At 66.4% G+C, this 25,915-nt stretch carries 31 protein-coding genes; 18 read left to right on the top strand and 13 right to left on the bottom strand.

All coding sequences use genetic code 11. The annotated features are described in order from the left end of the window. Window positions 1–26: 26 nt before the first annotated feature. Both AN936_RS01825 and AN936_RS01820 read right to left on the bottom strand, forming a co-directional pair. A complete protein-coding gene (locus tag AN936_RS01825; RefSeq protein WP_054586652.1) occupies window positions 27–686 on the bottom strand; it encodes an HAD-IA family hydrolase in 660 nt (219 codons plus the stop codon). A 31-nt stretch (window positions 687–717) separates the two neighbouring features. Further along, complete coding sequence (locus AN936_RS01820; protein WP_054586651.1) at window positions 718–1,836, bottom strand: DUF2855 family protein; 1,119 nt, start codon at window positions 1,834–1,836, stop codon at window positions 718–720. Window positions 1,837–1,893: 57 nt separating this feature from the next. Here AN936_RS01820 and AN936_RS01815 point away from each other — a divergent pair, with 57 nt between their 5' ends. Continuing rightward, window positions 1,894–2,277, top strand: coding sequence for a DUF488 domain-containing protein (locus AN936_RS01815; protein ID WP_054586650.1), 384 nt, complete (start codon window positions 1,894–1,896; stop codon window positions 2,275–2,277). On the opposite strand, the gene AN936_RS01810 is transcribed toward AN936_RS01815, so the two are convergent. The 3 genes from AN936_RS01810 to AN936_RS01800 are packed head-to-tail and all read right to left on the bottom strand — an operon-like array spanning window position 2,274 to window position 4,411. Then, a complete protein-coding gene (locus AN936_RS01810) occupies window positions 2,274–2,963 on the bottom strand; it encodes a VIT1/CCC1 transporter family protein (RefSeq protein ID WP_054586649.1) in 690 nt (229 codons plus the stop codon). The genes AN936_RS01815 and AN936_RS01810 overlap by 4 nt on opposite strands. Before the next feature lie 36 nt (window positions 2,964–2,999). Beyond that, the gene (locus AN936_RS01805) at window positions 3,000–3,464 is read right to left on the bottom strand and encodes a GlcG/HbpS family heme-binding protein (RefSeq protein WP_084758105.1); all 465 of its coding nucleotides are present in this window, start codon (window positions 3,462–3,464) and stop codon (window positions 3,000–3,002) included. Between the two features lie 26 nt (window positions 3,465–3,490). Continuing rightward, window positions 3,491–4,411 (bottom strand): SMP-30/gluconolactonase/LRE family protein, encoded by a 921-nt coding sequence (locus tag AN936_RS01800; RefSeq protein ID WP_054586647.1) that lies wholly within the window; start codon window positions 4,409–4,411, stop codon window positions 3,491–3,493. Between the two features lie 160 nt (window positions 4,412–4,571). Here AN936_RS01800 and AN936_RS01795 point away from each other — a divergent pair, with 160 nt between their 5' ends. Continuing rightward, window positions 4,572–5,171, top strand: a complete 600-nt coding sequence (locus tag AN936_RS01795; RefSeq protein WP_054590038.1) for a TIGR02466 family protein — start codon at window positions 4,572–4,574, stop codon at window positions 5,169–5,171. A gap of 48 nt (window positions 5,172–5,219) precedes the next feature. Beyond that, entirely contained in the window at window positions 5,220–6,653 is a 1,434-nt protein-coding gene (locus tag AN936_RS01790) for an NAD-dependent succinate-semialdehyde dehydrogenase (protein WP_054586646.1), read from the top strand. A gap of 33 nt (window positions 6,654–6,686) precedes the next feature. Here AN936_RS01790 and AN936_RS01785 read toward each other — a convergent pair whose 3' ends face one another. Both AN936_RS01785 and AN936_RS01780 read right to left on the bottom strand, forming a co-directional pair. Next, window positions 6,687–7,448 carry an SDR family oxidoreductase gene (locus tag AN936_RS01785; RefSeq protein ID WP_054586645.1) on the bottom strand — a complete coding sequence of 254 codons (762 nt, stop codon included), beginning with the start codon at window positions 7,446–7,448 and terminating at the stop codon, window positions 6,687–6,689. Continuing rightward, on the bottom strand, window positions 7,445–7,828 hold the full coding sequence (locus AN936_RS01780) for a dihydroneopterin aldolase (protein ID WP_054586644.1): 384 nt from the start codon (window positions 7,826–7,828) through the stop codon (window positions 7,445–7,447). The genes AN936_RS01785 and AN936_RS01780 overlap by 4 nt, the downstream gene beginning before the upstream one ends. A gap of 90 nt (window positions 7,829–7,918) precedes the next feature. Here AN936_RS01780 and AN936_RS01775 point away from each other — a divergent pair, with 90 nt between their 5' ends. The 4 genes from AN936_RS01775 (at window position 7,919) to AN936_RS01760 (ending at window position 11,394) form a co-directional block, all read left to right on the top strand. Further along, the gene (locus AN936_RS01775; protein ID WP_054586643.1) at window positions 7,919–8,419 is read left to right on the top strand and encodes a GNAT family N-acetyltransferase; all 501 of its coding nucleotides are present in this window, start codon (window positions 7,919–7,921) and stop codon (window positions 8,417–8,419) included. A 595-nt stretch (window positions 8,420–9,014) separates the two neighbouring features. After that, on the top strand, window positions 9,015–9,599 hold the full coding sequence (locus AN936_RS01770; RefSeq protein ID WP_054586642.1) for a DUF1285 domain-containing protein: 585 nt from the start codon (window positions 9,015–9,017) through the stop codon (window positions 9,597–9,599). After that, the gene (locus AN936_RS01765; RefSeq protein WP_149037570.1) at window positions 9,599–10,189 is read left to right on the top strand and encodes a CoA pyrophosphatase; all 591 of its coding nucleotides are present in this window, start codon (window positions 9,599–9,601) and stop codon (window positions 10,187–10,189) included. The genes AN936_RS01770 and AN936_RS01765 overlap by 1 nt, the downstream gene beginning before the upstream one ends. Next, entirely contained in the window at window positions 10,186–11,394 is a 1,209-nt protein-coding gene (locus AN936_RS01760) for a CCA tRNA nucleotidyltransferase (protein ID WP_054586640.1), read from the top strand. The genes AN936_RS01765 and AN936_RS01760 overlap by 4 nt, the downstream gene beginning before the upstream one ends. Here the strand turns inward: AN936_RS01760 and AN936_RS01755 are convergent. Both AN936_RS01755 and parC read right to left on the bottom strand, forming a co-directional pair. Then, window positions 11,367–13,043 (bottom strand): putative bifunctional diguanylate cyclase/phosphodiesterase, encoded by a 1,677-nt coding sequence (locus AN936_RS01755; protein WP_234715709.1) that lies wholly within the window; start codon window positions 13,041–13,043, stop codon window positions 11,367–11,369. The two genes, AN936_RS01760 and AN936_RS01755, sit on opposite strands and share 28 nt — an antisense overlap. 89 nt (window positions 13,044–13,132) lie before the next feature. Further along, on the bottom strand, window positions 13,133–15,436 hold the full coding sequence (gene parC / locus AN936_RS01750; RefSeq protein WP_054586638.1) for a DNA topoisomerase IV subunit A: 2,304 nt from the start codon (window positions 15,434–15,436) through the stop codon (window positions 13,133–13,135). Between the two features lie 233 nt (window positions 15,437–15,669). On the opposite strand from parC, the gene AN936_RS01745 reads away from it, so the two are divergent. From AN936_RS01745 to AN936_RS01715, 7 genes are all read left to right on the top strand, one after another. After that, the gene (locus tag AN936_RS01745; RefSeq protein ID WP_054586637.1) at window positions 15,670–16,128 is read left to right on the top strand and encodes a hypothetical protein; all 459 of its coding nucleotides are present in this window, start codon (window positions 15,670–15,672) and stop codon (window positions 16,126–16,128) included. Beyond that, a complete protein-coding gene (locus tag AN936_RS01740; RefSeq protein WP_054586636.1) occupies window positions 16,128–16,946 on the top strand; it encodes a ferredoxin--NADP reductase in 819 nt (272 codons plus the stop codon). The genes AN936_RS01745 and AN936_RS01740 overlap by 1 nt, the downstream gene beginning before the upstream one ends. A 62-nt stretch (window positions 16,947–17,008) precedes the next feature. Continuing rightward, a complete protein-coding gene (locus AN936_RS01735) occupies window positions 17,009–17,641 on the top strand; it encodes a lysophospholipid acyltransferase family protein (protein WP_084758104.1) in 633 nt (210 codons plus the stop codon). Then, a complete protein-coding gene (locus AN936_RS01730) occupies window positions 17,638–18,465 on the top strand; it encodes a DUF1295 domain-containing protein (protein ID WP_054586635.1) in 828 nt (275 codons plus the stop codon). The genes AN936_RS01735 and AN936_RS01730 overlap by 4 nt, the downstream gene beginning before the upstream one ends. Further along, a complete protein-coding gene (locus tag AN936_RS01725) occupies window positions 18,432–18,845 on the top strand; it encodes a ribose-phosphate pyrophosphokinase (protein ID WP_084758103.1) in 414 nt (137 codons plus the stop codon). The genes AN936_RS01730 and AN936_RS01725 overlap by 34 nt, the downstream gene beginning before the upstream one ends. Window positions 18,846–18,920: 75 nt before the next feature. Beyond that, a complete protein-coding gene (locus tag AN936_RS01720; protein ID WP_054586634.1) occupies window positions 18,921–20,096 on the top strand; it encodes a PQQ-dependent sugar dehydrogenase in 1,176 nt (391 codons plus the stop codon). Window positions 20,097–20,106: 10 nt separating this feature from the next. Next, on the top strand, window positions 20,107–20,883 hold the full coding sequence (locus AN936_RS01715) for an esterase/lipase family protein (RefSeq protein WP_054586633.1): 777 nt from the start codon (window positions 20,107–20,109) through the stop codon (window positions 20,881–20,883). Here the strand turns inward: AN936_RS01715 and AN936_RS01710 are convergent. Then, window positions 20,862–21,380 (bottom strand): GNAT family N-acetyltransferase, encoded by a 519-nt coding sequence (locus tag AN936_RS01710; RefSeq protein WP_054586632.1) that lies wholly within the window; start codon window positions 21,378–21,380, stop codon window positions 20,862–20,864. The two genes, AN936_RS01715 and AN936_RS01710, sit on opposite strands and share 22 nt — an antisense overlap. Window positions 21,381–21,636: 256 nt before the next feature. On the opposite strand from AN936_RS01710, the gene AN936_RS01705 reads away from it, so the two are divergent. From AN936_RS01705 to AN936_RS01695, 3 genes are read left to right on the top strand one after another with little or no spacing between them, the layout of a single operon-like run. Further along, entirely contained in the window at window positions 21,637–22,272 is a 636-nt protein-coding gene (locus AN936_RS01705) for a class I SAM-dependent methyltransferase (RefSeq protein WP_054586631.1), read from the top strand. 32 nt (window positions 22,273–22,304) lie between these two features. Beyond that, a complete protein-coding gene (locus AN936_RS01700; protein WP_054586630.1) occupies window positions 22,305–22,763 on the top strand; it encodes an RrF2 family transcriptional regulator in 459 nt (152 codons plus the stop codon). Beyond that, window positions 22,756–23,451, top strand: coding sequence for a class I SAM-dependent methyltransferase (locus tag AN936_RS01695; protein WP_054586629.1), 696 nt, complete (start codon window positions 22,756–22,758; stop codon window positions 23,449–23,451). Before AN936_RS01700 ends, AN936_RS01695 begins: the two co-directional genes overlap by 8 nt. Window positions 23,452–23,459: 8 nt before the next feature. Here AN936_RS01695 and AN936_RS01690 read toward each other — a convergent pair whose 3' ends face one another. Beyond that, window positions 23,460–23,666: a hypothetical protein gene (locus tag AN936_RS01690; protein WP_082395376.1), complete on the bottom strand. Its 207-nt coding sequence runs from the start codon at window positions 23,664–23,666 to the stop codon at window positions 23,460–23,462. Between the two features lie 145 nt (window positions 23,667–23,811). Here AN936_RS01690 and AN936_RS01685 point away from each other — a divergent pair, with 145 nt between their 5' ends. Further along, the gene (locus AN936_RS01685) at window positions 23,812–24,144 is read left to right on the top strand and encodes a hypothetical protein (RefSeq protein WP_054586628.1); all 333 of its coding nucleotides are present in this window, start codon (window positions 23,812–23,814) and stop codon (window positions 24,142–24,144) included. A 27-nt stretch (window positions 24,145–24,171) separates the two neighbouring features. On the opposite strand, the gene AN936_RS01680 is transcribed toward AN936_RS01685, so the two are convergent. Next, window positions 24,172–24,567: an acyl-CoA thioesterase gene (locus AN936_RS01680; RefSeq protein ID WP_054586627.1), complete on the bottom strand. Its 396-nt coding sequence runs from the start codon at window positions 24,565–24,567 to the stop codon at window positions 24,172–24,174. Then, the gene (locus AN936_RS01675) at window positions 24,564–25,814 is read right to left on the bottom strand and encodes a threonine ammonia-lyase (protein ID WP_054586626.1); all 1,251 of its coding nucleotides are present in this window, start codon (window positions 25,812–25,814) and stop codon (window positions 24,564–24,566) included. The genes AN936_RS01680 and AN936_RS01675 overlap by 4 nt, the downstream gene beginning before the upstream one ends. Window positions 25,815–25,915 lie beyond the last annotated feature (101 nt).

Genomic DNA, 25,915 nt, shown 5'->3' with positions numbered 1-25,915 from the left:
CCCCAGCCGCCGCAGCAAATCCGGCGTCAGGGCAGTGCTACCCCCAGCGCCGCCGACAGGTCGGCGAGCGCCTGTTCGCCGCTCGTCACCTTGATCGCGTGCATCCCGAGCTGGCTCGCCGGTTTGCAGTTGATGCCGAGGTCGTCGAGGTAGATGCAGTTCGCCGGCTCGACGCCCAGCGCCTCGCACATCATCAGATAGATGGCGGGGTCGGGCTTGCGGACGCCCGCCTTGCTCGATTCGATAACATGCGCAAAGCGCGCCATGATGCTTGCGACCTCGTTCGCGGCTTCCTCGCTGCGCGTCATGCCGGCGCCCTTGATGCCCTTGCCGCCGGGGACATTGTTCGTAATGCACGCGATGGTGAAGCCTTGCGCTTTCAGCGTGTCGAGCGCCGCGACCATCGCCGGGCGGACGGCGCCCGCGATAACCGCGAGCACCGCTTCGCCTTCGAGCTCGTGCCCCAGCGCGCGCGCTTCGGCGGCAAAGGCGGTGTCGAAGCTCGCCGCATCGATCTCAGCGCGTTCGAATTTCGCCCAGGCATTGTCGTCGGGGTTCGTCGCATTGACACGGCGGACGAAATCGCGCGGCAGCCCGCGCTCGTCCTCCAGCCGGTTGAACGCTTCGAAGGGCGAGGCGGTGATGACGCCGCCGAAATCGAAGATGACATGGGTATAGCGAGACATGGCGCGGCTAGAGCGCAGATTGACGTTAACGTCAACCGCCCGGTCGGGGTTCGACGACGATCCCCGCTCTTGGGTCGGCGCGGCCCGCGAGCATGTCATGGTACGCGGCGAGCGCCGCCTCGCTCCCCTGCCGCTTGTCGATCGCCGTCAACCGCGGCGCGACGTCCATGAAGCCGAGCCAGGCCTCGGCGATTTTCTGCCCGAACGCTGCCCCGCCCCAGTCGGCGATGCGTTTCTGGCTGCGCCCCGGCGCGAAAAAGCCCTGCCGTTCGGGACCGGGCAGCGCAGCCTCCCCGGCGTCGGCGTCCCAGTGCGACTTGCCGACGATGATCGAGGCCTTGAGATTATGGCCGAAATGGCTGTGCACCGCCCGTGTCACGGCGCCATTGCCCGCCATGTCGACGAGCGCGGAGGGAGCCGCGGCATTTAGCGTCAAGATGTCTTCGTACGCGATCACGCGATCATAGATATGCTGCGCGTCGAGATCGGCGACGTTCGCCTTGCTTGTCAGTCCGATCGTCTGTGGCCGCGGCCCCTGCCGCTGCGCGATCGAGAAGCCGAGCCCGATCGCGGTCTTGCTCGACGCGCTCGCGATCAGGATCTGGCTCGCGCCATAATCGCCATCATCCTCGAACTGATCGGCGATCAGCCACCCGGTCAGGAACAGCGGGCGGAAGACTGGCCAATAATCATGGTCGGCGGCGCGATAGTCGGCCAGCGCCTCGATCCGCTGATAATTGTTATAGATCGGCGGCAGCGTCGTCCGCCGCGGCGTCACGTCGGTGAAGCCGCCGGGCCCCGCATTGCCGACGGTCAGCACTGCGTGGCTCGCCATTGGATAATAGCCATAGAAGCGGTCACCGGCGGCAACGGCCTCGGCGGCGCTCTCGATGACGGTCGCGAAACCCCATACGGGGAGTCGCCCCGGCTCGCCGCGCTCGGCGAAGAAATCCCAATAGCCCTGGTCGTTGCCGAACAGCCCGGCCGGCTTGCCGAACACCGCATAGGTGATGTTGTTCGCGGTCATCGCGTAGCTGTCGAGGCGGACGCGCACCTGCCCCGGCGCGAGCGGCGCAGCGGTATCCTCGACCAGATCGGCCCTCGTGATATCGTCACGATCGATATCGATCGCCCAGCCAGCTCTGCTCATGTCCGGACCCCTCCGATTGGCTTGCCCGCGGCTGCGGGATGAACGATAGTCATACAGATGACACTGCCCCTGACAATCGCGGTCAAACGCATCCACGAACCGGCCGGTCCCGGCGACGGCGTGCGTTTCCTCGTCGACCGGCTTTGGCCGCGCGGCGTGTCGAAGGAAAAGGCGGCGCTCGCGGCGTGGCTGAAAACGCTGTCGCCCAGCGATGGCCTGCGCAAGCGCTATCACGGCGAAACCGCCGATTCGGACGAAGCGTGGGATGCGTTCCGGCTCGACTATTTCGCCGAACTCGATGCGGGCGGCGACGAAGCAAAAGCCGCACTCTTCACGCTCGACGCGGCGGCGCAGGCGGGTCCGGTGACCTTGCTCTATGCGGCGAAGAGCGAGGAGCGGAACAATGCCGTTGCGCTCCGCGAATGGCTGGAGCGCCGCTAACCCACCGTGGTTCCGAGCAGCGATCCGATCGCGATCGTCACCGCCATCGCCGCCGCACCCCAGAAGGTCACGCGAACGACGGGGCGCAGCATCGGTGCCTTGCCCGCCCATGCCCCGAGCGCGCCGAGGATGGCGAGGAAGACCAGCGAAGCCGCCGAGACGGTGAAAGGCAAGGAATCGCCGCTGTCGACCAGCACCGTCCCCAGCGGCAGCGCTGCGCCGATCGCGAAACTCGCCGCCGAAGCCGCCGCCGCCTGCACCGGCCGCGCCGCCATCGCATCGGTCATGCCAAGCTCGTCGCGCAGATGGGTGTCGAGCGCGTCATGCGCGGTGAGCTCAGCCGCGACCTGTTCGGCGAGCGCACGAGCGAGTCCGCGCTGCTCGTAAATCTGCGTCAGTTCCTCGAGCTCGAATTCGGGATCGGCGGCGAGGTGGCGCTTTTCCAGCTCGACGTCGGCCTTTTCGGCGTCGCTCTGCGAGCTCACCGACACATATTCGCCCGCCGCCATCGACATCGCGCCCGCGACGAGTCCCGCGGTGCCGGTGACGAGGATCGAGGATTGCGACACGCCCGCCGCGGCAACCCCTGCGATCAGGCTCGCGGTCGACACGATGCCGTCGTTGGCGCCGAGGATCGCGGCGCGCAGCCAGCCGATCCGCGTGACGGCGTGGGTTTCCTCATGCATCACGGCGCTCCCTGTTGCGGGCGGCACCGCTGAACCTCAGCGGGCGCGTTCCGACTTCAGCCCTGCTGCCGCGATCCCGGCGGCGGCGCAAGCGGCATCGTCGGCCGGCGCCTCGCCCGACGCCCCGACTCCGCCCAGCCGCGTGCGCCCGTCGGCGCTGAAGATCGGTACGCCGCCCGGCACGGTGACGACGTGCGGCGCGTCGGCAAAGCCCGGCGTTCCCTTCACCGCTTCCTCCATCCCGCTCGTGGGAAAGCCCCACGCCGCGACCGCGCGCGCCTTGGCGAGCGAGAAGTCCATCATGCCGAACACATTGCCGTCCATCCGCCAGGTGGCAACCGGGTGGCCGCCCAGATCGACGACCGCGATCGCATGCCCCTGCCCCTTGGCGCGCGCGTGCGCGGCGCAGCCCTTGACGATCGCGTCGGCCTGTTCGGCTTTCAGCACCTGCGCGCTTGCCGGTGCCGCGATCAGCAGCGCCGCGACCCATATCATCCTCATCCTCGCCTCCCCAATGGGGCGCGGGGTCAGTATTGGAGCTGCAGCCCCGGCCTGGCCCAGCGCGTCTTCACGAGCCGGCCCGTCCCCGACAAGGTGATATAGGCATCCTGCCGGTCGGGCCCGCCGAAGGCGATGTTGGTGGTGAAGATATCGTCGGTCTCGACAAATTCGACGAGCTGTCCGTCGGGACCGACGACCGAAATCCCGCATTCGCCGATCGTCGCGACGCAGATATTGCCGTTCGCCTCCATCGCCAGGCTGTCGAAGAATTTATAGCCGGCGGGGCGATAGAGCGGGATGCCCGGACCGCCCGGGCCCGCGCTGTCGTCGACCTTGCCGGGCGCGACGATATTGAACTGGGTCAGCCGGCAGGTGTAGGTCTCGGCGGCGTATAGTTTCGTCCCGTCGGGCGAGATGCCGATGCCGTTCGGGTTATAGCTCGGGAAGATCACTTCCTCGATAAAGCTGCCGTCGGCCTTGGCATAGAAGATGCCGACGATGTCGTGGCAGCGCGCCGCATAATCGACCTTGCCATGATCGGTGAACCAGAAGCCGCCATGCGCGTCGAACATGATGTCGTTGGGGCCGCGCAGCGTGATGCCATGGTCGCCGCTTTTGTAGAGCACTTCGACCGCGCCCGTCTCGATATCGATGCGCTCGATCCGACCGCCCGAATAATCGTCGGCGATACCGTGCGGCGCGAGATAGCCGTTCGATTCGACATAGTTGAAACCTCCGTTGTTGCAGCAATAAAGCTTGCCGTCGGGACCGATCGCCAGCCCGTTGGGGCCGCCGCCGGGGGTCGCGATGACGTCCTTCCTGCCACCGGGCCAGCAGCGCGTGATCCGCTTCGCCTCGATCTCGACGACGATGACGCTGCCGTCGTCCATTACCACCGGCGCCTCGGGAAAGCGCAATCCGTCCGCGATCAGTTCAAACTCGGCCATATCCTCTCCTCTTCCTTGTTTTCCCTATCCTCGTCACCCCGGACTTGATCCGGGGTCCCGCTCAGCAACGCCGAATAAGCGGGATCCCGGGTCAAGCCCGGGATGACGAAGTGGAAGTGTCTCCCTTGCGTGTCCGCACTTGCTGTGCTTTGCGCCCATCATGCCCGTTCGCACGCTCTTCGCCACCAATTTTTACGAGGCCGATATCGGCACGCGCGAGCTGCTCGAAGAGCTGGAGGAAAGCAGCCGCCTGTTCGCCGAAGAGGATGGCGCGGGGCGGCGGTGGAGTCGCGAGCATGGTTATAAGGGCTACACCAGCTACGCGAGCCTCGGTGACCTGCCCGAACGCGATCCCGCCTTCCACGATCTCAAGAAACTGCTCGACAAAGAGGTCAAGGCGTTCGCCAAGGCCTGCCACTTCGACCTCGCCAAACCGCTCAAGCTCGACAGCCTGTGGGTCAATATCTTGAAACCCGGCGGCACCCACAGCGGCCACATCCACCCGCACAGCATCGTCTCGGGCACCTTCTACGTTGCTGTTCCGCCGGGTTCGGGTGAACTCAAGCTCGAAGACCCGCGCCTCGCGATGCTGATGGCGGCGCCCGGCCGCACCGACGACGCGCCCGAGCATCTTTTGCCCTTTGTCTATGCCGAGCCGGCGGCGGGCCGCGTCTTCCTGTGGGAAAGCTGGCTGCGCCACGAAGTGATGCCGCATTCGGGCAAGGCCGAGCGGATCAGCATCAGCTTTAACTATCGCTGAGCCGGTCCTATATGGGCGCGATCTGACCACCCCCTTCAGGATTGCCCCATGACCGCGACCTACGACGCCGACCTCCAGCTTTTCATCGATGGTGCCTGGCGGAGCGGCGAGGGGCGCGACGAGCGGCCGGTCTATAATCCCGCCACCGCAGGCACGATTGCCGGGCTGCCCGTCGCGTCCGCCGCCGACCTCGATGAGGCGCTCGCCGCGGCGGAACGCGGCTGGCCGGTGTGGCGCGCAAAAACCCCCGACGAGCGCGCCGCGCTCATGCACAAGGTCGCAGCAACGATCCGCGAGCGCGTCGAGCATATCGCGACGCTGATGACGCTCGAACAGGGCAAGCCGATCGGCGAAGCGCGCGGCGAGGTGCTGTCGGCGGCGGGGCTGTTCGACTATTTCGCCGAACAGGGCAAACGCATCGAAGGCCGCGTCCTCCAGCGCCCGGCCGGCCAGCGCGCGATGGTGCTGAAACAGCCCGTCGGTCCGGTCGCGGCGTTCAGCCCGTGGAACTTCCCGGTCAATCTGATGGCGAAAAAAATCGCCCCGGCGCTTGCCGCGGGCTGCGTCGTCATCGCCAAGGCGCCCGAGGAGACGCCGGGCTGCACCAGCGCGATCATGCGCTGTATCGCTGACGCCGGGGTGCCGGGCGACGTCGTCCAGCTCGTCTATGGCGACCCCGACATGATCAGTCGCCACCTGCTCGGCAGCCCGGTGATCCGCAAGGTCAGCTTCACGGGCTCGACCGCGGTCGGCAAGCATCTGATGAAGCTCGCCGCCGACCGCGTCCAGCGGATCACGATGGAACTCGGCGGCCATGCGCCGGTGCTGATCTTCGACGATTGCGACCTCGAAACCACGCTCGACAAGGTGGTGTGGCAGAAGTTCCGCAACGCCGGACAGGTGTGCATTTCGCCGACGCGCTTCTATGTCCAGCAGGGCATCTATGACGCCTTCGTCAAGGGCTTCGCCGAACGCACGGCGAAGGTGAAGATCGGCAGCGGCCTCGACGCCGACACCCAGATGGGCCCGCTCGCCAACGCGCGCCGCGTTCCCGCGCTCGAAGCGCTGGTTGCCGATGCGAAGGCCAAGGGTGCGCGCGTGATCGCGGGCGGCGAGGCGACGGGCGACGGCTATTTCTTCCAGCCGACCGCGATTGCCGACGTGCCGCTCGAAGCCGATGCGATGAGCCACGAACCCTTCGGCCCGATGGCGCTGATCCGTCCCTTCGGCAGCGAGGACGAGGCGCTCGAAGAGGCGAACCGCCTGCCCTATGGCCTTGCCGCCTTCGCCTTCACCGAGAACGGCCGCCGCATCAACCGCATCGCCGACCAGATCGAAAGCGGCATGGTGGGCGTGAACAGCTTCGTTATCTCGGCGCTCGACGCACCGTTCGGCGGGATCAAGGAATCGGGCTTCGGCAGCGAAAGCGGCCCCGAGGGCCTCGACGGCTATCTCGCCACCAAGGCGGTGCATATTTATTGATGTCCGCGGCCTCCGCGAAGGCGGGGGCGGCGTTCAGTCTCTTTCCAGCGCCACGAAATCGCGCGCCATCGGCGCCAGATGCGCGCCGCCGTCGACGAAGATCGTCTGCCCCGTCACCGCCTCGGCGCGCGCCAGCCAGGCAACCGCGTCGGCAATCTCGGCCGGCGTCGGCAGCGCGCCGAGCGGCATGCGCTGCGCCAGCCGTTCGACCTGCGCGTCCGAATAATTGTCGGTCGCCATCGTCAGCCCCGGCGCGACGGCATTGACGCGTGCGCGGCCCCCGAACGCCACCGCCAGCGTTGCCGTCGCCTGCCACAGCGCCGATTTCGACAGGCTGTAGGCGATCTGGTCAGGCACCGGATGGACAACGCGCTGGTCGACGATATTGACGATCGCCGGACGCCGTCCTTCGCTTGCCGCGACGAGCGCCTTGGCGAGCATCACGGGCGCATGATGATTGACCTGCATCATTTCGGCCAGCGCCGCCGCCGACAGTTCCGCCCATTCGCCCTCGGCGAACAGCGCCGCATTGTTGACGAGCAGGTCGGGCACGCGGCCGAACTTGGCGATCACCGCAGGCAGCAGCGCCTCGACCTCGGCCGGATCGGCCAGGTCGGCGGCGAAGCGATGGCTGCGCGCGCCGGTTTCGGCGAGCGCGTCGGCCAGCACCGGATCGGCCTCTGCCGCCGACCTTTTGTGCAGCGCCAGCTCATAACCTTCGCGCGCCAGCCGCGCCGAAATCGCGGCACCGACCCGGTGCAATCCGCCCGTGACCAGCGCCAGCTTCCGCGTCATTTGCGCCCGCCCGGCCGGCTTCTGCGCATCGTGATGCCGATCTCCTCGCCATCCTCGGCGATCGCGAGCTTGACGATCTTCACCTCGACCTCCTCGACCTTGTCGTCCTGCAGGAACAGGGTGTCGATGATATGGTCGGCGACGCTTTCGATCAGCACGAAATGCACGTCGTTCGGGATACCCTCGGTCGCCGCGAATTTGAGGTGCATATAGTTTTTCGAATGGCTGAGCGGCGTCACCGGATCATAATAGTCCGCCATCGCCAGTTTGGCGCGCACCGCAATGCGCAGCGGCTGCGGCAGGTGGGTTTCTTCGGAATAAATGCCGGTCAGCACCTGGGTCGTCAGACCCGCCACCTCCAGCCACAATGTATCGGTCACAAGAAATTCCTGTCCGTCGGGGGCGACATTCGGCTTTGCAACGACGACCCCGGTCCCTAAAGCGCCGCCGCATTAGCGAAAGGGTGCGCGTTGGTCGAGTTACTTCCATTGTCCGATATCGAGCCGCAGGCCGTCGAGGATCTCCTCGACGCCGCTTTCGGAACGGATCGCTTTGGACGAATCGCCTACCGCCTGCGCGAGGGCGTGGAGGCGGTGCCGGCGCTCAGCTTTGCGCTGATCGAGGACGGGGTGCTGGTCGGCACGATCCAGTGCTGGCCCGTCGCGCACCGCTCGGCAAGCGGCGCCGTCCCGCTCGTCATGGTCGGCCCCGTCGCGGTCCGCCCTGACCTCCAGCGCGGCGGCCACGGCCGCGCGCTTATGGCGCAGATGCTCGAAGCGGCGGAAACGCAGGCCGACAGCGCGCTGATGATGATCGGCGATCCCGAATATTATGGCCGCTTCTTCGGTTTCACCGCCGACGCGACCGCGGCGTGGGACTTGCCGGGCCCGTTCGAACGGCGGCGCCTGCTCGCCCGGGCGGTCAACGGGCATGGCCTGCCGACCGCGCCGGGGATGATCGGGCCGCGGTAGTTAAGTGCCCACCGTTTTCGGCATCCGCTCCTTCCTGTCGCGCGGCGGTGGGGGAGGAACGGACGCCCGCTATCGGCCGGTTGCGGACCTAACCATCGTGATCCCCCGGCGAAAGCCGGGGCCCAGATCATGATCGCGCAAACGTCGGCTTTCTATCGCCCTGGGCCCCGGCTTTCGCCGGGGTACAGATTAGGGGTAACGACAGCTCCCCACCCCATAGCCGACGTCCTCCCTCGCCTTCGGGATTGCCGCCACCAAAAAAGCGCTGTCCTACATTATTTCGCCCACATAGCCTTTCCGCATGATCCCGATCGACCGCTCCAAACCGTGTTTTCAGTGTGAAGTTGCGCAGTTTTCCGCCAATTTCCACAGTCGAGCTCCGCGCGCGCTCGGGCGAAATCCGGGGTCCGGATCGAAGGTTCGGACCTTGCCGTCATCGGCCCCCGCTGTCGCCCGAAGGCACGTCAGCAAGTCGGCAAAAACTGCAATCGCGTGTGAAGTTGCGCATTTTTCCGCGGCTTTCCCCAAACGGACGTCTCGCACTCTTCGGCGCGGCGCGCCTTTACTTGCGCCTCCACATTCCTATGTCAGTCGGATGGTCACGCCTGCCCCCTCGCTTCCGAAGGACTTCGCGCAACTTTCGCTCGCCGAGGCCGCCGAACTGCTCGCGGCGCGCAAGCTGCCGCCGGTCGAGCAGTGGCATCCCGAACGCAGCGGCGACAGCGCGATGGAGATTCGCGCCGACGGGAGCTGGTATCACGAGGGCGGACGGATCAACCGGCCGGCGATGGTCAAGCTGTTCTCGACCATCCTCCGCCGCGAACCCGATGGCGGCCATGTCCTCGTCACCCCGGCCGAAAAACTGTCGATTGCCGTCGAGGACACGCCCTTCCGCGCCGTCGAGATGAAGAGCGAGGGCGAAGGCGATACCCGTAAACTCGTTTTCCGGCTCGACACCGACGATCTCGTCATTGCGGGCGCCGATCATCCGCTCGGCTTCGGCAGCGATCCCGACAACCCCGATCCGCGCCTGCATGTGCGCGGCGAACCCGGCAACGGGCTCGAAGCCCGCATCGATCGCGCGCTTTATTACGAGATCGTCGACATGGCGCTGGCAGACGGGGCCGAACCGCCCGCAATCTGGTCGAATGGCACGCGCTTCCCGCTGGTGGACGCCTGATGCTGTCCGAAAAGCTGCGCGCCGCGCTCGATAATCTGCTCCCCGAAGCGGGCGAGGACGAAACCTATCTGATGGACGGCCTGCCGACGCTGCGCGATGCGGCGGTGCTGATCGCCTTCACCGACCGCCCCGACCCCGGCGTCATCCTGACCCAGCGCCCGCAGTGGCTGCGCAGCCATGCCGGGCAGGTCGCCTTTCCCGGCGGCAAGATCGATCCCGGCGACCGCGACGCGATCGACGCCGCGCTGCGCGAAGCCGAGGAGGAGATCGGGCTCAGCCGCCATGACGTGATGATCGCCGGGACGACCGAGGCCTATCGCTCGGGTAGCGGCTACCACATCACCCCCGTGCTCGGCGTGATCCCGCCCGACCTGCCGCTCGATCCAAACCCCGACGAGGTCGAGGACTGGTTCGAAGTGCCGCTCGACATATTGTTCGACCCGGAAAACTACATTCAGCAGCACGCGCATTGGCAGGGTCACGATCGGCATTATTATGACATGCACTGGCAGGGGCGGCGGATCTGGGGCGTGACGGCGGGGATCATCATCAATCTGGCGCGGCGGATGCCGGCGGGCTGGCACCGGTGACCCGGCTGCCCGCTGCCGAGTGGCAGGATCGTCCGGGGCTGCACCGCATCGTCGCCGCGCTCACCGCCGATGGCGGGAAGGTCCGGGTCGTCGGCGGCGCGGTGCGCGATACGCTGCTCGGCCTTGCGGTATCGGACATCGACCTCGCGACACCGCTGCTGCCGCAGGAGGTTGTCCAGCGGCTCGAAGCCGCCGATATCAAGGTGATTCCGACCGGCATCGCGCACGGCACCGTCACGGCGATCGCCAGCGGCGACCATCACGAGATCACGACGCTGCGCCGCGACGTCGAAACCGACGGGCGCCGCGCGACGGTCGCCTTCGCCGACGACTGGTGCGAGGATGCGGCGCGGCGCGATTTCACGATCAACGCGCTCTACGCCGATCCGGCCGATTGGCGGGTCGACGATTATTTCGGCGGCCTCGCCGATCTGCCGGCGGGTTGCATCCGCTTCATCGGCGATGCCGCGACGCGGATCGCCGAGGATCATTTGCGCATCCTGCGCTTCTACCGCTTTGCGGCGCGCTTCGGACGGGGCGAACTCGACGCCGCCAGCCACAGCGCGGTCATCGCCGCACGCCATTCGCTGAAAAGCCTGTCGCGCGAACGCATCGCCGACGAACTGCTCAAAATTCTTTCCCTGCCGGAACCCCGGAGAATCGTGGACCAAATGGCGGCAGACGGGATTTTCGAGGTAGTCCTGCCAGAACTCGCCCCGGACTTTTCCCAACGACTGAGCGAACTGACCGAAAACGAGCGTCAGGCTGGGGTTGCCCCTTCGCCCCTGCGCCGCCTTGCGGCACTGCTGCCCGCCGACGCTGCCATTGCCGAACAGGTCGCGGCCCGGCTGCGCCTCTCGACGCGGCAGCGCAAACATCTCGCCGCTCTGGGCGGACACCGCGCCGATACCGTCAGGCCGGTCCGGCAGCTAGCGCATTCGATCGGCGTCGACGCCGCGCGCGACGTGCATCTACTCGCGGACGACGCGGCTTCGGCAAAGGCTGCGGCGCGGGCGTTATCGGGCTGGGCCGTCCCCGAAATGCCGCTCAAGGGCGGCGATCTTGTCGCGCGCGGCATCGCGGCGGGCCCCGAAGTCGCCCGCATCCTGAAAGCGGTCGAGGTTGCGTGGGTGGCGGAGGATTTTCCCAATGCGGCGCGCGTCGCCGAAATCGCCGATCAGAAGATCGGCCGCACCAGCGACTGACGCCAGTAATCGAGCGCCGCCTTGCCTTCCATCGGCCGCGCGAACAGAAAGCCCTGCCCGAAATCGCAGCCGAGCGCCGACAGCAATCGGGCCTGATCGGCGGTCTCGACCCCCTCTGCTGTCGTTTTCATCCCCAGCACTTCGGCAAGGCTCTGGATCGTCCGGACGATTGCCACCTTGTCGCGGTCGTCGACCATATGCTCGACGAAGCTGCGGTCGATCTTGAGCACATCGATCGGCAGCCGCTGGAGATAGGCCAGGTTCGAATAACCGGTGCCGAAATCGTCCATCGCGACCCGTGTATCGAGCGCCTTCAATTCGCTCAGGACCGACAGCGCGAGGTCGGGATCGCCGATGATCGCGCTTTCGGTGAGCTCGATCATCAACCGCTCGCCGCCGATCTCGTGCGCCGTAAGCGCCTGCCGCACCACCGCGGCGATGTCGTCGCGGACGAGCTGGATCGCCGAGACATTGACCGAAAAATAGCAATCGACGGGCGCGCCGTTCTGCCGGTCCCAGTCGGCGAGCACCGCCGCAGCCTTGCTGATCACCCGCTGGCCGAGCGGGACGATCAGCCCCGAATCCTCGGCGATCGGGATGAATTCGGTCGGCGGCACCGACTTGCCCTCGCTATTGTCCCAGCGGGCCAGCGCCTCGAACCCGGCGACCTTGCCGCTCGCCAGCTCGATCAGCGGCTGGAAGGCCAGGTGCAGCCGGTCTTCCTCGATCGCGTTCCTGAGTTCGGTTTCTAGCCCGAAGCGATTGTCCGACAGCATTGCGGCTTCGGGTTCGTAGATTTCGATCCGGTCGGTCTGTTTCGCCCGCTTGAGCGCAATTTGCGCGTGGCGGATCTGGTCACCGATATCGGTGTCAATCGCGGGCTGAATCGCACAGCCGAGCGCGCAGTCGACGCTGACCTTGAGCGTGCCGATGCGGAACGGGTGATCGAAGCAGCCGCGGATGCGCCGGGCCATTTCGCGCACATCGGCGCGCCCGCCCGACACGCGCGACGAGATGGCGAATTCGTCGCCGCCGGTCCGCGCCAATATGTCGCCGCTGCGCAAGCTCGACTTCAGCCGCCGCGCTACCGTGATGATCAGTTCGTCGCCCGCGAGCGGCCCGATATGCTCGTTGATGCGGCTGAACCGCGCGAGGTCGAGCAGCAGGATCGCATGGTCGCCGGCGGCGTCGCCGGCGGAGCGCAGTTCGACGAGTTCCTCGAATCCGGCGCGATTGGGGAGGCCGGTCAGGCTGTCGGAAATGAGTTCGCGGCGCAGGTTGCGCTCGGTCATCATTTCCTGCGTGCGGTCGATCAGGGTCAGGAGGAACAGCGAGTCGTCGCCGCATTCGTCCGACAAAGGTCCGATCGACCCGCGCAGGTCGCGCGCCGCGGGCCCTTCGCCAAGCTGGCAGGAAAATTCCTGCGTTTCGTCGGGGTGGCGCGCCGCGCGTTCGATCGCCCGCAGCAGCTCGATCGGCGCGTTGGCGCCCGCCGGCGACAGGCTCAGCCGGTCGAAAGCGGCATTGCTCGCGTGCAGGCTGAAATTGCCGCGCTCCATCGGACGGATCAGCGCCGCCGGTACAGGAAGAGCGTCGATCCAGCCGACGTAAAGAGAGGGCCGGTCCGGACCGGTTCTGTCGATAGGCATAATAGCGGGTTTTGACCGACCTTTCCCCATTACCCAATGCGTAAAGTAGCGGGGGTAAAGAAGCTATTTACGGCAACATGGAATATCGGTCAGCCGAAACGATTGTTGCGGGGAAAGCCGGTCGGCGGCATCCGTCCCGCTGCACCGCGCGCGACGCGCCACGGGGCAAGGTCGGTTTCGGTCCGGGTGCGGCCGGTATCGCCGCCCATCGCCCAGCTCAGCCCATCGGCGAATGCAAAGCTCACCGCATCGGACAGGCCGCCGTCGCGGTAACGTTGCAGCATGACACCCTGCCCGCGCGCCATCACTGGCACCTCCGCCACCGGGAAGACGACGAGTTTGCGGTTCTCGCCGACCACCGCGACGCTGTCGTCGCCGGCCGCGATCCTGCGGACGACGGCAAGCTGCGCTTTCGGCTTCAGGTTAACGACGTTACGGCCCTTGCGCGTCTCGGCGATCACCTCGCCCATCTGGACGATAAAACCGTGCCCGCTCGACGAAGCGAGCAGCAGGCGGCCGTCGGCGGTCGCGGGGACCATCGCGACGATCCGTGCCTCGGGGTCGATGTCGACCATCAGCCGGAGCGGCTCGCCGAACCCGCGCCCGCCGGGCAGCTTGTCGGCGCCGACGGTGAAGAACCGCCCGTCGCTCGCCGCGATCAGCAGCTTGTCGGTGGTCTGGGCATGCACCGCGAAAGCGAGCTCGTCGCCTTCCTTAAACTTGAACTCGCCCCACTGGTCGGCGGCGACATGGCCGCGCTGGGCACGAATCCAGCCGCGCTTCGACAGGATCACCGTCACCGGTTCCTTCTCGATCATCGCATCGAGCGGAATTTCACGCGCCGGCGCGGCTTCGGCAATCGTTGTCCGCCGCGCCCCGAGCAGCGTGTCGAGGCCATAGACGGCGCGCAATTTCTCCAGGTCCTTGCGCAGCCGCGTCTTCTGGCGATCCTTGCTCGCGACCAGCTTCGCCAGCTCTTCGCGCTCGGCGATCAGGTCGGCCTGCTCGCGCTTCAGCTCCATCTCTTCGAGCTTGCGCAAAGACCGCAACCGCATGTTGAGGATCGCCTCGGCCTGCCGGTCGGTCAGCATGAACTCGGCGATCATCACTGCCTTCGGATCGTCCTCGGTGCGGATGATCTCGATGATGCGGTCGAGATTGAGGAAAGCGATGAGGTAGCCGCCGACGAGTTCGAGCCGGTCGTCGATCTTGCCGATGCGGTGTTCGGCGCGGCGGACGAGGACGATGATCTGGTGCTGCAGCCATTCGGTGAGCAGCTGGTGCAGCCCCATCACCTTCGGCGTCCGCGTCGCGTCGAGGACGTTGAGGTTGAGCGCGAAGCGGCTTTCGAGATCGGTCAGCCGGTACAGGCTTTCCTTGAGCACATCGGGGTCGACGTTGCGGCTCTTGGGTTCGAGGACGATGCGCAGATCCTCGGCGCTTTCGTCGCGGACATCCTCGAGGATCGGCAACTTCTTGTCGGCGATCAGCTGCGCGATCTGCTCGATCAGCTTGCCCTTCGCAACGCCGTACGGAATTTCGCTGATCACGAGCTGCCAGGTGCCGCCCGCCTGCTTCTCGATACCGCTCTCTTCCCAGACGCCGTCGGCGCCCTTGCCGGTCGAGAAACGCGCGCGGACGCGAAAGCCGCCGCGGCCGGCTTCATAGGCCTGCGCGATGGTCTCGGCGCTGTCAACGACGATACCGCCGGTCGGGAAATCGGGGCCCTTCACATGTTCGAGCAGTTCGGCGAGCTCGGCGCGCGGATTCTCGATCAGCACCAGGGCTGCGTCGATCACCTCGGCGGCATTGTGCGGCGGGATGTTCGTCGCCATGCCGACCGCGATCCCGCTCGCGCCGTTGGCGAGCAGGTTCGGAAACAGCCCCGGCATGATTTCGGGCTCTTCGTCCTCGCCATTATAGGTCGGCCGGAAATCGACCGTCCCTTCGTCGAGCCCCTGCATCAGGTCGATCGCGACGCGCGTCAGCCGCGCCTCGGTATAGCGGTAGGCGGCGGCGTTATCGCCGTCGATATTGCCGAAATTGCCCTGCCCGTCGACGAGCGGATAGCGGAGCGAGAAATCCTGCGCGAGGCGGACCATCGCATCGTACACAGCGGTGTCGCCATGCGGGTGGAACTTGCCGATCACGTCGCCGACGACGCGTGCCGACTTCTTGTAACCCTGCGACGGATCGAGCCGCATCGCGCGCATCGCCCATAGCAGGCGGCGGTGGACCGGTTTCAACCCGTCGCGCAGATCGGGCAGCGACCGCGCGGTGATCGTCGACAGCGCATAGACGAGGTAACGTTCGGACAGCGCGCTGTCGAACGGGGTATCGATCATGCCGGGAACGGGTTCGTTATTGTCGGGATCGTTGGTGGTATTCGCCATGCTTCGCCGCCGATAGCAAGGCTCGGCTGGCAAGGCAAAGGCGAAGCGGCCGAAATTCGGAAGCGGCCAAAATTGTCTCGCTCAGCCCTCAATCATCGAGGCATCGGACCTTAGCAGCGGCGTGGAAAACCGGCGGGCAAATTTTGCCGCACGGAAAATATAATTGAAAATGACTCGCAATAACATATAAGCCGCGCGCTGCCGCATTCTTCGGCGCGCTGGAAAGGACCCCGATGTACGACTTTGTCGACCGGCCGGTGGAAAGCCTCTGCAACGGCGGCCGCTTCCTGCTGTGGGCGATGCGCGGGTGGGTGTCGGCGACCGAGCGCGGGCGATGCCCGCCGCAGGCGCTGTGCCGCGGCTTCGCGGCCGTCGATGCTGCCGATGCGCTCCCCGATTTCCACATCGCAATGGCGCTGCTCGGCGGCGAAGCCGTCGAAACGCTGCACCTCGCCCCGATGCCGTGCCTCCAGATTTCAGAGGGTGAAGCAATTCTGCTTGGACTCTGGCGCGATTTTTCGCTGGAAGGCTGCACAAATGCACGCGCAACGCTGGCATTGCTGGCCGGGCAAGAAAGCGTGGATCTGATCGCCAAAGCGATGGGCGCCACCGTCGACCGGCTGGTCGCGGCGGGATTCGACATGCCGGCCCTCGCGGCCGGCACCATGACACATCAGGAAAGTCCAAAGTGATGAGTGACCGTATTGCCGAAGCAGCCAAGCTTGCCCCCTCCGCCTCACTGACGGTCGAGGAGGTGCGTTCGGTCCGCCACTGGAACGAACATCTGTTCAGCTTCACGATCACGCGGCCACCGAGCTTCCGCTTCCGCTCGGGCGAATTCGTGATGATCGGACTGCCCGGCGGCGAAGGGCGTCCGCTGCTGCGCGCCTATTCGATCGCCAGCCCCGCCTATGCCGAAGAACTGGAATTTCTGTCGATCAAGGTGCCCGACGGCCCGCTGACCTCGCGGCTGCAGAAGATCCAGCCGGGCGACCCCGTCTATCTGGGTCGCAAGCCGACCGGCACGCTCGTCGCCGACGCGCTGCTCCCCGGCAAGCGGCTGTTCATGCTGTCGACCGGCACCGGGCTGGCCCCCTTCCTCAGCCTTGCGCGCGATCCCGACATTTATGAGCGCTTCGACCAGATTTCGCTCGTCCATTGCGTCCGGCGGGTCAGCGACCTCGCGTTCCGCGCCAAACTGGAAAGCCAGCTCGCCGGCGACCCGCTGGTGCAGGATCAGGCGCTGCTGCAATTCCATTATCTGCCGACGGTAACGCGCGAGCCGTTCCGGACCGAGGGACGCATCGATGCGCTGATCGCAGGCGGCCAGCTGTTCGGGCATCCGCTGACCGGCCCCCTGGAGTTCGATCCGGCCGGCGACCGCATCATGATGTGCGGCAGCATGGCGATGATCCGCGACCTCCAGGCGCGTTTCGGGGAACTGGGCTTTACCGAAGGTTCGAACGCCTCGCCGGGCGATTTCGTGATCGAACGCGCCTTCGTCGGCTGACGCACCCGCGCTTGCATCCCCCCGCGCTTTCGCGCAAGTCGCTCGGCGGAAGGGGAAAACAAGTGGCGCGTATCGAAGACGATCCGCCGGGGCTCGCGGCGCGAGCGGTTCGCCGGTTGCTGTTGCTCCTGTACCGCCTGCGCGGCTGGAAGGCCGTCGGCGAGGTGCCCGAACCGCGGCGCTTCGTCCTCATCGCCGCGCCGCACACCAGCAACTGGGACTTCGTCAACTTCCTCGGGCTCACCGCCGACAAAGGCATCCGGCCGCATTTCATGGCCAAGCTGTCGCTTTTCCGCTGGCCGCTCGGCGGTTTCATCCGCCAGATGGGCGGAGTGGCGGTCGATCGCCGCAACAGCGGGCAGGTCGTGCAACAGATGGTCGACGAATTCGCGCGCCGCGCCGAATTCATGCTGACGGTCGCCCCCGAGGGAACGCGCGGAAAGGCGGCGAAATGGCGAACCGGCTTCTACCAGATCGCGCTCGCGGCAAAGGTGCCGATGGTCGTCGGAATGATGGATTATCGCACCAGGACTGGCGGGCTCGGCCCGCTGATCTGGCCGACGGGCGATTTTCGCGCCGATATGCTGAAGGTGCTGGAGGTCTATAGGAGCTGCGTTCCGAAATTCCCCGATCGCGCGGTGCGCTCGATCGATGATATCGTCGGCAGCGAGGTCGAAGCAGGAGAGCGCGGATGAGCGATGCGGCGATATTGCTGGCGGTCAATTTCGTCGTCCTGATCGGCGCCATATTGCTGTTGTGGCGCACCGCCGTCGCGATCCGCGATGTGTCGTTCATCGACGCCTTCTGGGCGTTCGGCATGGTCCTGCTCGCATGGGGCGCGGCGGCGCAGGCCGGTTTCGGCGGGCTGCGCACCCAATTGACCCTCGTCCTCGTGACGCTTTGGGGCGTCCGCCTGGCGACCCATCTTTTTCTGCGCTGGCGCGCGACCGGAGAGGATCCGCGCTATGTCCGGATCATCGGCCGGACGATGGAAACGAAAGGATGGAGCTGGGGCAAGACGGCGCTGCTCTCGGTATTCCTGACGCAGGCGCCGCTGTTGTTCCTGACCTGCCTTCCCGCCCAGCTCGGCATCTGGGCGAGTGCGAGCTTCCCGCCCGCGACCATCGGCTGGCTCGCCAAGATCGGCATGTTCGCCGCGCTGGCCGGGATAGCCTTTGAAACCATCGGCGATCTCCAGCTAAATAAGTTCCGCAACGACCCGGCGAACAAGGGCAAGGTGCTCGACACCGGCCTGTGGCGTTACACGCGCCATCCCAATTATTTCGGCGATGCGCTGACCTGGTGGGGTATCTGGCTCGTTGCCGCCGACGCGGGGTGGGAGATTGCCGCCGCCAGCGTCATCGGCCCGATTTTCCTCACCTTCACCCTGACGCGCTGGTCGGGCAAGGCGCTGCTCGAAAAAGGGCTGCACAAGACGCGCCCCGATTATGCCGATTATGTCCAGCGCACTTCCGGATTCATCCCGTGGCCGCCAAAAGCTCCCGCGACCAGGGCCTAGGCGGCGAGGCCGCCGCGGCCGATGCCGGCGCGCTCGGCGACGCGCCGCGCATCCGCGCGATCCTGACCGCGGCGGCGCGTACGGGACGCAGCGTCAGCTATTCCGAACTGCTTGGCGATCTGGGATTCCGTTTCACCCGCCCGAAGATGCGCGCCGTGTGCCGGACGCTGGGCGAAGTCGACCGGCTCTGCGCGCTCGATGGCGAACCCGATCTTGCGGTGTTGGTGGTACGCGAAAGCGACCGCCTGCCCGGGCAGGGCTGGTGGGTCGGCGGCACCGCGCTGCTGCTCGGATATGATGGCCCATGGGAGGGGGCGGCGGCGGCCCGCTTCATTCGCGAACAGCAGCAACTGGCATTCGAATATTGGGCCGGGCGGTAAGTCCAGCCAAGCCCCTCGACTTTGCCCGCGCGGAACGGCAAATTGCCGCTGCCCCCAAACCAAAGCGAGCCCCCTATGAAACATGTCCCGACACTTGCCCTCGCCGCGCTGGTTATCGCCGCCTGCTCGGCGGGTACCGCGCCGAGCGAGGCTGCCCTGGCCGATATCGCCAAGCTCGACGCCTCGGGCGACCAGCCCGCGACGCCGGTCGCCGACGCACCCTTCACGGTGCAGGAGATCGCCGATTTTAACGAACCTTGGGCGATGACCTTCATTCCCGGCGCGAAGCTGGCGCTGGTCACTGAGCGGTCCGGCAAGCTGAAACTATGGCAGGAAGGCGGATCGACGCTCGATGTCGCGGGCGTCCCCAAGGTCGCCTACGGCGGCCAGGGCGGCTTCGGCGACGTCATTCTCGCGCCCGACTTTGCACAGTCGGGCACCGTCTATCTGAGCTGGGTCGAGGCCGGCGCTGGCGGCACCTTCGGCGCCGTCGTCGGCAAGGCGAAGCTAGAGCAAGGCAGCGCCCCGAAGCTTTCGGGCCTCCAGATCATCTGGAAACAGGACCCCAAGGTCACCGGCCGCGGCCATTTCTCGCATCGCCTCGCCTTCTCGCCCGACGGCCGATATCTGTTCATCGGCTCGGGCGAACGCCAGAAATTCGACCCGGCGCAGGATATGAAGGCCAATCTCGGCAAGATTGTTCGCCTGAACCCCGACGGCAGCGTGCCCGCCGACAATCCCTTTGCCGATCAAGCGGGCGTCACCGCACAAATCTGGTCGCTCGGCCATCGCAACATCCTCGGGCTCGCCTTCGATGGTACGGGCCGGCTCTGGAATCAGGAAATGGGGCCGAAGGGCGGCGACGAGGTCAACCTCGTCGAGGCCAAGGCCAATTACGGCTATCCCGTCGTGTCGAACGGCGATCATTATGACGGCAAGGATATTCCCGACCATCCGACCCGGCCCGAATTCGCCGCGCCGAAACTGTGGTGGAACCCGTCGGTCTCGCCCGGCGGACTCGTCTGGTATGGCGGCGATGCTTATCCGGGCTGGAAGAACAGCCTGCTGATGGGTGCGCTGTCGGGCGAGGGGCTGATTCGCATGGCGATCGACGGCGACGCGCTCCACAAGTCGGACCGCTGGGATTTCGGTACCCGCATCCGCGAGGTCGAAACGCGCGAGGACGGTACGGTGTGGCTGCTCACCGATGGTGAGAAGGGCAAGCTGTTGAAACTGGTGCCGAAGCGCTAATATCAGGCCCATGATCCGCGGTTTTCTCACCCGCCGGGCCGAATGGCCCGCGCGCATCCCCGACCCCGATGCGCCGCCGCCGCTGTCGCTGCTGTGGCGCGAGGCGGGCGCCCTGCTGCGCGCGATATCGGGACGCATCCGCCCGATGCCGCCCGAACCCAATCCCCACAGCGATCACCCGCCGGTGATGGTGCTGCCGGGTTTCCTGTCGGGCGACTGGGCGACGAAGGCGCTGCGGGCTGACCTCCGCCGCGCCGGCTTTCGCTGCTATGCGTGGGGCCTCGGTTTCAACCGCGGCGCGACCGCCGACATCGTCGACCGCATCGATACCCGCGTCCAGTGGATCATCGACCGCACCGGCCACACGCCCGCGCTGGTGGGATGGTCGCTCGGCGGGATTTACGCCCGCGAATATGCCAAGCACCACCCCGACAAGGTCGCGCGCGTCGTCACGCTCGGCTCGCCCTTTTCGGGTTCGCGCCGCGCCAACCGCGCCTGGCGGCTCTACCACCTCGTCGCGCGCCACCCCGTCGACAATCCCCCCATCGACTTCCACCCCGCGCCGCGCCCCAGCATGCCGACCTTCGCGCTGTGGTCGAAGCACGACGGCGTCATCGCCGCTGGCAGCGCACGCGGCCTGCCGCACGAAAGCGACCGGCAGGTCGAGGTCGATTGCGGCCATATGGGCTTTGCCTATGCGCCGAACTCGGTGGCGGCGATCGTCAAGGCACTGACCGAAGAGGTCGAGGCCCCGGACGCCTCGGCTCAGCACACATCGATGCGATAGGCGGGCGCAGCGCGCCACGACAGCAGCATCCGTCCCGGCCGCCGTCCCGCCCGCCCGGTCGAGACGAAACCGACCCGGCGCAGCAGGGCACGCGAGCGTTCGTTGTCGGGATGGCATTCAGCGACGATCGAACAGCCCGGCCGCGACGAGGCGAGCGCCTCGACGACCGCACGCACCGCCTCGGTCGCAACGCCCTTGCTCCGCACCCGCGCGGCGAACCAGTAGCCGATCTCATATTCCTGTCCCAGACGCCGGTGGACACCGATCACGCCGTTGAGGTCGAGGCCGCTTTCGTCGCGCACGGCGTGGAACACGTCGCCGCCGCCCGATCCGGCAATCAGTGCGCGGGCGTCGGCCTCGGTGAACGGCGCGGGCAGGAAATGGATTCGCGAGGTCACCGTTTCGTCGGTGATCGCGGCAAGCGCGCGCGCATCATCGGCGGTGAGCGGGGTGATGCGGCAATGGTCGGTCGACAGGGCAAGCAAGGTATCGGTCATGTCGCGTCTTCTTCAAAAAGCGCACGCCGCGACCGAGGGGGTGATGATGTGATGACAACCATTCGCCTTCCGGACACGGCGGCGATGGTCATAGGGTGATGCCATGCCGCTCCTATGTAAAGGAGCGCCAATACGCCTTGAATCGAAGGGATCGGTCGTTGGTCATCGCCGCAGCGCCTATCAGCTTTATACGCGGCGATCAACGCTATCCGGGAAATACTGGCCGCGCGGCATCGGGACACGCTACCCTCCGCATATGACGCCCGCCGATAGAAGAGCTTTCATCCGCGACAATCTGCCGGTATCGCCGGTCCCGGCCATCCCCGAAATCCGCCTGCACAAGGCCGGGCCCGCCAGCGGCCTCGGCCGCCTCGCAACCCACGATACCGCAGGTTTCGCCGCGCCCTATTGGGCGCATTACTGGGCCGGCGGCCTCGCCCTCGCCCGCCATATCCTCGACCACCCCGAAAGCGTTGCCGGGCGCCGCGTCCTCGATCTGGGGGCCGGGTCGGGGCTGGTCGCGATCGCGGCGGCCAAAGCCGGGGCGCGGCAGGTGACGGCGATCGATACCGATCCCTATGCCGTCACGGCGCTCGAACTCAACGCAGCGCTCAACGGGGTCCAGCTCGATATCCGCGCCGGGGACGTCGCCGGCCTCGATACGCCCGATGCCGACCTCATCCTCGCCGGCGATCTCTTCTATTCGGAGGAACTCGCCAGTACGGTCGTCGCTTTCCTCGATCGCTGCCGCATCGACGCGCTGATCGGCGACCCGTGGCGCCGCTCGCGGCCCCTGACGCGCCTTCAGGAAATCGCGCGCTACGACGTCGCCGAATCGGGAAGCACGACGAAACCCGGCGGGGTCTTCCGTTTTCTCCACCGCGCCCCTTGAACCCGGGCCAGTCACGTAATATATAAAGTTACATGAAACGCGGCAGCCGATTGTCGGGCGTGCTCCACGTCCTCCTCCATATGGCCGAACAGGCGGAGCCGCTGACCTCCGACCAGCTCGCCAAGGCGATGCAGACGCACCCCGTCGTCATCCGCCGCATCCTTGCCGGACTGCGCGATGCCGGCTTCGTCCACAGCGAAAAGGGCCATGGCGGCGGCTGGACGATCGCGCGCGATCTTGCCTCGATCACGATGCGCGACGTTTATGAGGCGATCGGCCGCCCGCAGCTGATGGCGATGGGTAACCGCACCGACGCGCCGGGCTGCCTTGTCGAACAGGCGGTCAATGCCGCGCTCGACACCAGCTTCCGCGATGCCGAGGCCCTGCTGCTCGACCGCTTCGCCGGGGTCACGCTCGCCGAACTCTCCGCCGATTTTCACGAGCGGATGGCCGCGCGGCACATGACAGAACAGGAGCATATTCATGACTAAGGGCGCCCAGCATTTCCTCGACAGCTTCAAGGACCCGGCCGCAGTCGCAAATTATACCGAAGGGCCGCGGCGCTTCGTCCCCGGGCTCGACGGCCTGCACCGCATGACCGGACTTTTGCTCGCCGAACGCGTGCCAGAGGACGCCCATATCCTCGTCCTCGGCGCCGGCGGCGGCAGCGAGATGAAGGCGATGGCCGAGGCACATCCGGGCTGGCGCTTCACCGGCGTCGATCCGGCGGGGCCGATGCTCGACCTCGCGGCCAGGGTCATGGGGCCGCACGCGGCACGCGCCGAGTTCATTGAAGGCTATATCGACGACGCGCCTGCGGGCCCGTTCGACGGCGCCACCTGCCTCCTGACGTTGCATTTCCTCGAACGTGAGGAGCGTATCCGTACCGCGGCAGAGATCCGCGCCCGGCTAAAGCCCGGCGCGCCCTTCGTCGCCGCGCACGGCAGCTTTCCGCAAGGCGCGGGCGAACGCGACCGCTGGCTCGACCGCTACGCTTCTTATGCCATCGCCTCGGGCGGCGACCCCGATCAGGTCGCCAAGGGGCGCGAAGCCGTCGCGACCCACGTCGCGATGTTGAGCCCCGAAGCCGACGAAGCGGTGCTTCGCGCCGCGGGCTTCACGGGCGTCGAGCAATTCTACGCCGCCTTCACCTGGCGCGGCTGGGTGGGCTATGCCTAGGGCCGGCGTCAGCCGCGCGGTTTCACCGTCACCCACACGCTGACCGGCGCCACGAATTTTCCGGGCGCCGGCTTGCCGACGTCGATCCGTTCGGCGGTCACCAACTCGCCCGTCTCGAGCGTGAAGCTCGCCCATGGTTTCGGCATGCGGCCAAAGCTCATCTTCTGGATCGGCTGGCCGGTGGCGGTGTTCATGATTGTCGCAACGATACCCATGACGCGCCCGGTAGCGATGCGCCGCCGACATTGTCCAGCCCAAAGCGCGATCCCGGATCGCTTCGCGCTGGTGCAACGCCGCGCACCCGCATAGGATGACCGGCGTTGCAGTATCGGACCTGCGACGAGACAGGAAAGCACGCCCATGATCCTCGCTCCCCTCGCCCTCTTGTTCGCGGCACAAAGCGGCGCGGCCACGCCGGCGGGTGTCTGTTCCTATGCGGTGATCGCCGGCGATACGAGCAGCCGCAAGACGAACGTTCACCGCACCCCGACGATCGCCTCGGGGAAGGTCGGCAAGCTCGGCCGCGGCACGCCGGTGTTCGTCTGCGGCGCGCGCGGCAACTGGCTGTGGGTGCATTTCGCACAGGGGCGCCACAGCTGTCGCGGGACGGCAAACGGCCTCGATGTCCGCTATGCGTCGACCTGCGCCAAAGGCTGGGTCGAACTGCACCGCGTGACGATCGCGGCGCGCTGATCGCGGCGTGCACCGCGCAACTGTCCGCTAGTCGTCGAGGAAAGGCGCCACAATCTCGTCGGTTACCCGGAGCGGACGGCCGCTCGCCTTGTCGAGCAAAGCCCACACCGTTCGCGCCCGGACATGGACCTTGCCGTCGGCCCCGGTGAATTCCATGAAGCGGTCGAACTTGGCCCCCTGCGGCTTGTCGGCCACCCATGTTCGTGCGGTCACCGTCTCGCCGGGGCCGAGCGCGCGTAGATAGTCGATCTCGTGCCGCACCACGACCCAGATATAGGCGAGCTTGTGGCTTTCCGGCGCCGCCGCGTCCCAATGACCCGTCGCGACCTGCTGGATCCACTGCACCCAGACGGCATTGTTGACATGGCCAAGCTCGTCGATGCTCTCGGGCGTCGCGATGAACTCGCGCGTAAACGCCCTCATGCGAGTTCGACGGTCGTCACCATATAGCCCGCCTCGCGGAGCGAGGCGACGAGGCTGTCGAGATGCTCGCGGTCGCGCGCTTCACATTCGATGTCGGTGATCAGGCCCTTGGCGGGTAGCGTGGTGAAAATGCGCTGGTGATAGATTTCGATGATGTTGACCTGTTTCTCGTCGAACAGCTTCATCACCTTGAACAAGGCGCCGGGGCGATCTTGCAACCGGATGCGCAGCCGCGCGATGCGGCCCGAGCGCGCGAGGTCGCGAAGCAGCACATTGGCGAGGAGCCGCGTGTCGATATTGCCGCCGGTCAGTACCAGCCCGACCTTGCGCCCCGCAAATTCCTCGGGATGCGCGAGCATCGCCGCAAGGCCCGCGGCCCCCGCACCCTCGACCACCGTTTTCTCGATCTGCAGCAGCAGGCTGACCGCGCGCTCGAGATGGCGTTCGGCGACCAGCACGATATCGTCGTTGAGTTCGGCGACCAGCTTGCGCGTATAGGACCCCGGTTCCTTCACCGCGATACCCTCGGCCAGCGTGTCGCCTTCGCACGCCATATCGACGCCGTTGAGTTCGGCGTACATCGACGGATACAGCTCGGCCTGCACGCCGACGAGGCGCACATCGTTCTTGATCCCGCGCGCCGCGGTGCCCATTCCCGCAAGCAGCCCGCCGCCGCCGATCGGCACGATCAGCGTATCGAGTTCGGGGACATCCTCGAGCATTTCGAGCGCCACCGTCCCCTGCCCCGCCGCGACATTGGGATGGTCGAACGGATGGACAAAGGTCAGCCCGCGCTCGACTTCCAGTTCGCGGGCATGGGCATAGGCGTCATCGAACTTCTCGCCGAACAGCACGATCGTCGCGCCATGGCCCGCGGTCTGCGACACCTTCACCTGCGGCGTCGTGCTCGGCATCACGATGGTGACCGGCACGCCGAGCCGTTTGCCATGATAGGCAAGACCCTGCGCATGGTTGCCCGCCGACGCCGCGATCACGCCGCGCGCCTTCGCCGCATCGTCGAGCAGCAACAGCGCGTTGAGCGCGCCGCGCTCCTTATACGCCGCGGTAAATTGCAGATTCTCGAATTTCAGCCACACCTCGGCGCCGACCAGTTCGGACAGGGTCTGCGAATGCAGCGTCGGCGTCCGGACGACCGCCCCGTTAATTCGCCCCGCCGCCGCACGCACATCTTCCAACGTGATGGCCGGTAAATCGGCAGCGGGGGTCAGGGTGAGTTGATCTGTCATGGTGCGCTGGCCCTAACGACAAGCGGAGCTAAGGGGAAGGGCGAGAATTAATCGAGCGCCGCACGATGATTGCTTCGGCGCATGTCTGGCGCCCGGCGCGA

Origin of the sequence: Sphingopyxis macrogoltabida, from assembly GCF_001307295.1 — a bacterium.
GTDB lineage: Bacteria > Pseudomonadota > Alphaproteobacteria > Sphingomonadales > Sphingomonadaceae > Sphingopyxis > Sphingopyxis macrogoltabida_B.
The sequence above is the reverse complement of the archived record's forward strand: the minus strand, read 5'-3'. Positions and strand labels throughout refer to the sequence as shown.

Bases quoted from the DNA above. Each gene is read 5' to 3' on its own strand.
- AN936_RS01825 (WP_054586652.1), bottom strand. From the start codon at position 686: ATGTCTCGCTATACCCATGTCATCTTCGATTTCGGCGGCGTCATCACC.
- AN936_RS01820 (WP_054586651.1), bottom strand. From the start codon at position 1,836: ATGAGCAGAGCTGGCTGGGCGATCGATATCGATCGTGACGATATCACG.
- AN936_RS01815 (WP_054586650.1), top strand. From the start codon at position 1,894: ATGACACTGCCCCTGACAATCGCGGTCAAACGCATCCACGAACCGGCC.
- AN936_RS01810 (WP_054586649.1), bottom strand. From the start codon at position 2,963: ATGCATGAGGAAACCCACGCCGTCACGCGGATCGGCTGGCTGCGCGCC.
- AN936_RS01805 (WP_084758105.1), bottom strand. From the start codon at position 3,464: ATGAGGATGATATGGGTCGCGGCGCTGCTGATCGCGGCACCGGCAAGC.
- AN936_RS01800 (WP_054586647.1), bottom strand. From the start codon at position 4,411: ATGGCCGAGTTTGAACTGATCGCGGACGGATTGCGCTTTCCCGAGGCG.
- AN936_RS01795 (WP_054590038.1), top strand. From the start codon at position 4,572: ATGCCCGTTCGCACGCTCTTCGCCACCAATTTTTACGAGGCCGATATC.
- AN936_RS01790 (WP_054586646.1), top strand. From the start codon at position 5,220: ATGACCGCGACCTACGACGCCGACCTCCAGCTTTTCATCGATGGTGCC.
- AN936_RS01785 (WP_054586645.1), bottom strand. From the start codon at position 7,448: ATGACGCGGAAGCTGGCGCTGGTCACGGGCGGATTGCACCGGGTCGGT.
- AN936_RS01770 (WP_054586642.1), top strand. From the start codon at position 9,015: ATGGTCACGCCTGCCCCCTCGCTTCCGAAGGACTTCGCGCAACTTTCG.
- AN936_RS01765 (WP_149037570.1), top strand. From the start codon at position 9,599: ATGCTGTCCGAAAAGCTGCGCGCCGCGCTCGATAATCTGCTCCCCGAA.
- AN936_RS01755 (WP_234715709.1), bottom strand. From the start codon at position 13,043: ATGCCTATCGACAGAACCGGTCCGGACCGGCCCTCTCTTTACGTCGGC.
- parC (WP_054586638.1), bottom strand. From the start codon at position 15,436: ATGGCGAATACCACCAACGATCCCGACAATAACGAACCCGTTCCCGGC.
- AN936_RS01745 (WP_054586637.1), top strand. From the start codon at position 15,670: ATGTACGACTTTGTCGACCGGCCGGTGGAAAGCCTCTGCAACGGCGGC.
- AN936_RS01740 (WP_054586636.1), top strand. From the start codon at position 16,128: ATGAGTGACCGTATTGCCGAAGCAGCCAAGCTTGCCCCCTCCGCCTCA.
- AN936_RS01730 (WP_054586635.1), top strand. From the start codon at position 17,638: ATGAGCGATGCGGCGATATTGCTGGCGGTCAATTTCGTCGTCCTGATC.
- AN936_RS01720 (WP_054586634.1), top strand. From the start codon at position 18,921: ATGAAACATGTCCCGACACTTGCCCTCGCCGCGCTGGTTATCGCCGCC.
- AN936_RS01715 (WP_054586633.1), top strand. From the start codon at position 20,107: ATGATCCGCGGTTTTCTCACCCGCCGGGCCGAATGGCCCGCGCGCATC.
- AN936_RS01710 (WP_054586632.1), bottom strand. From the start codon at position 21,380: ATGACCGATACCTTGCTTGCCCTGTCGACCGACCATTGCCGCATCACC.
- AN936_RS01705 (WP_054586631.1), top strand. From the start codon at position 21,637: ATGACGCCCGCCGATAGAAGAGCTTTCATCCGCGACAATCTGCCGGTA.
- AN936_RS01700 (WP_054586630.1), top strand. From the start codon at position 22,305: ATGAAACGCGGCAGCCGATTGTCGGGCGTGCTCCACGTCCTCCTCCAT.
- AN936_RS01695 (WP_054586629.1), top strand. From the start codon at position 22,756: ATGACTAAGGGCGCCCAGCATTTCCTCGACAGCTTCAAGGACCCGGCC.
- AN936_RS01690 (WP_082395376.1), bottom strand. From the start codon at position 23,666: ATGGGTATCGTTGCGACAATCATGAACACCGCCACCGGCCAGCCGATC.
- AN936_RS01685 (WP_054586628.1), top strand. From the start codon at position 23,812: ATGATCCTCGCTCCCCTCGCCCTCTTGTTCGCGGCACAAAGCGGCGCG.
- AN936_RS01680 (WP_054586627.1), bottom strand. From the start codon at position 24,567: ATGAGGGCGTTTACGCGCGAGTTCATCGCGACGCCCGAGAGCATCGAC.
- AN936_RS01675 (WP_054586626.1), bottom strand. From the start codon at position 25,814: ATGACAGATCAACTCACCCTGACCCCCGCTGCCGATTTACCGGCCATC.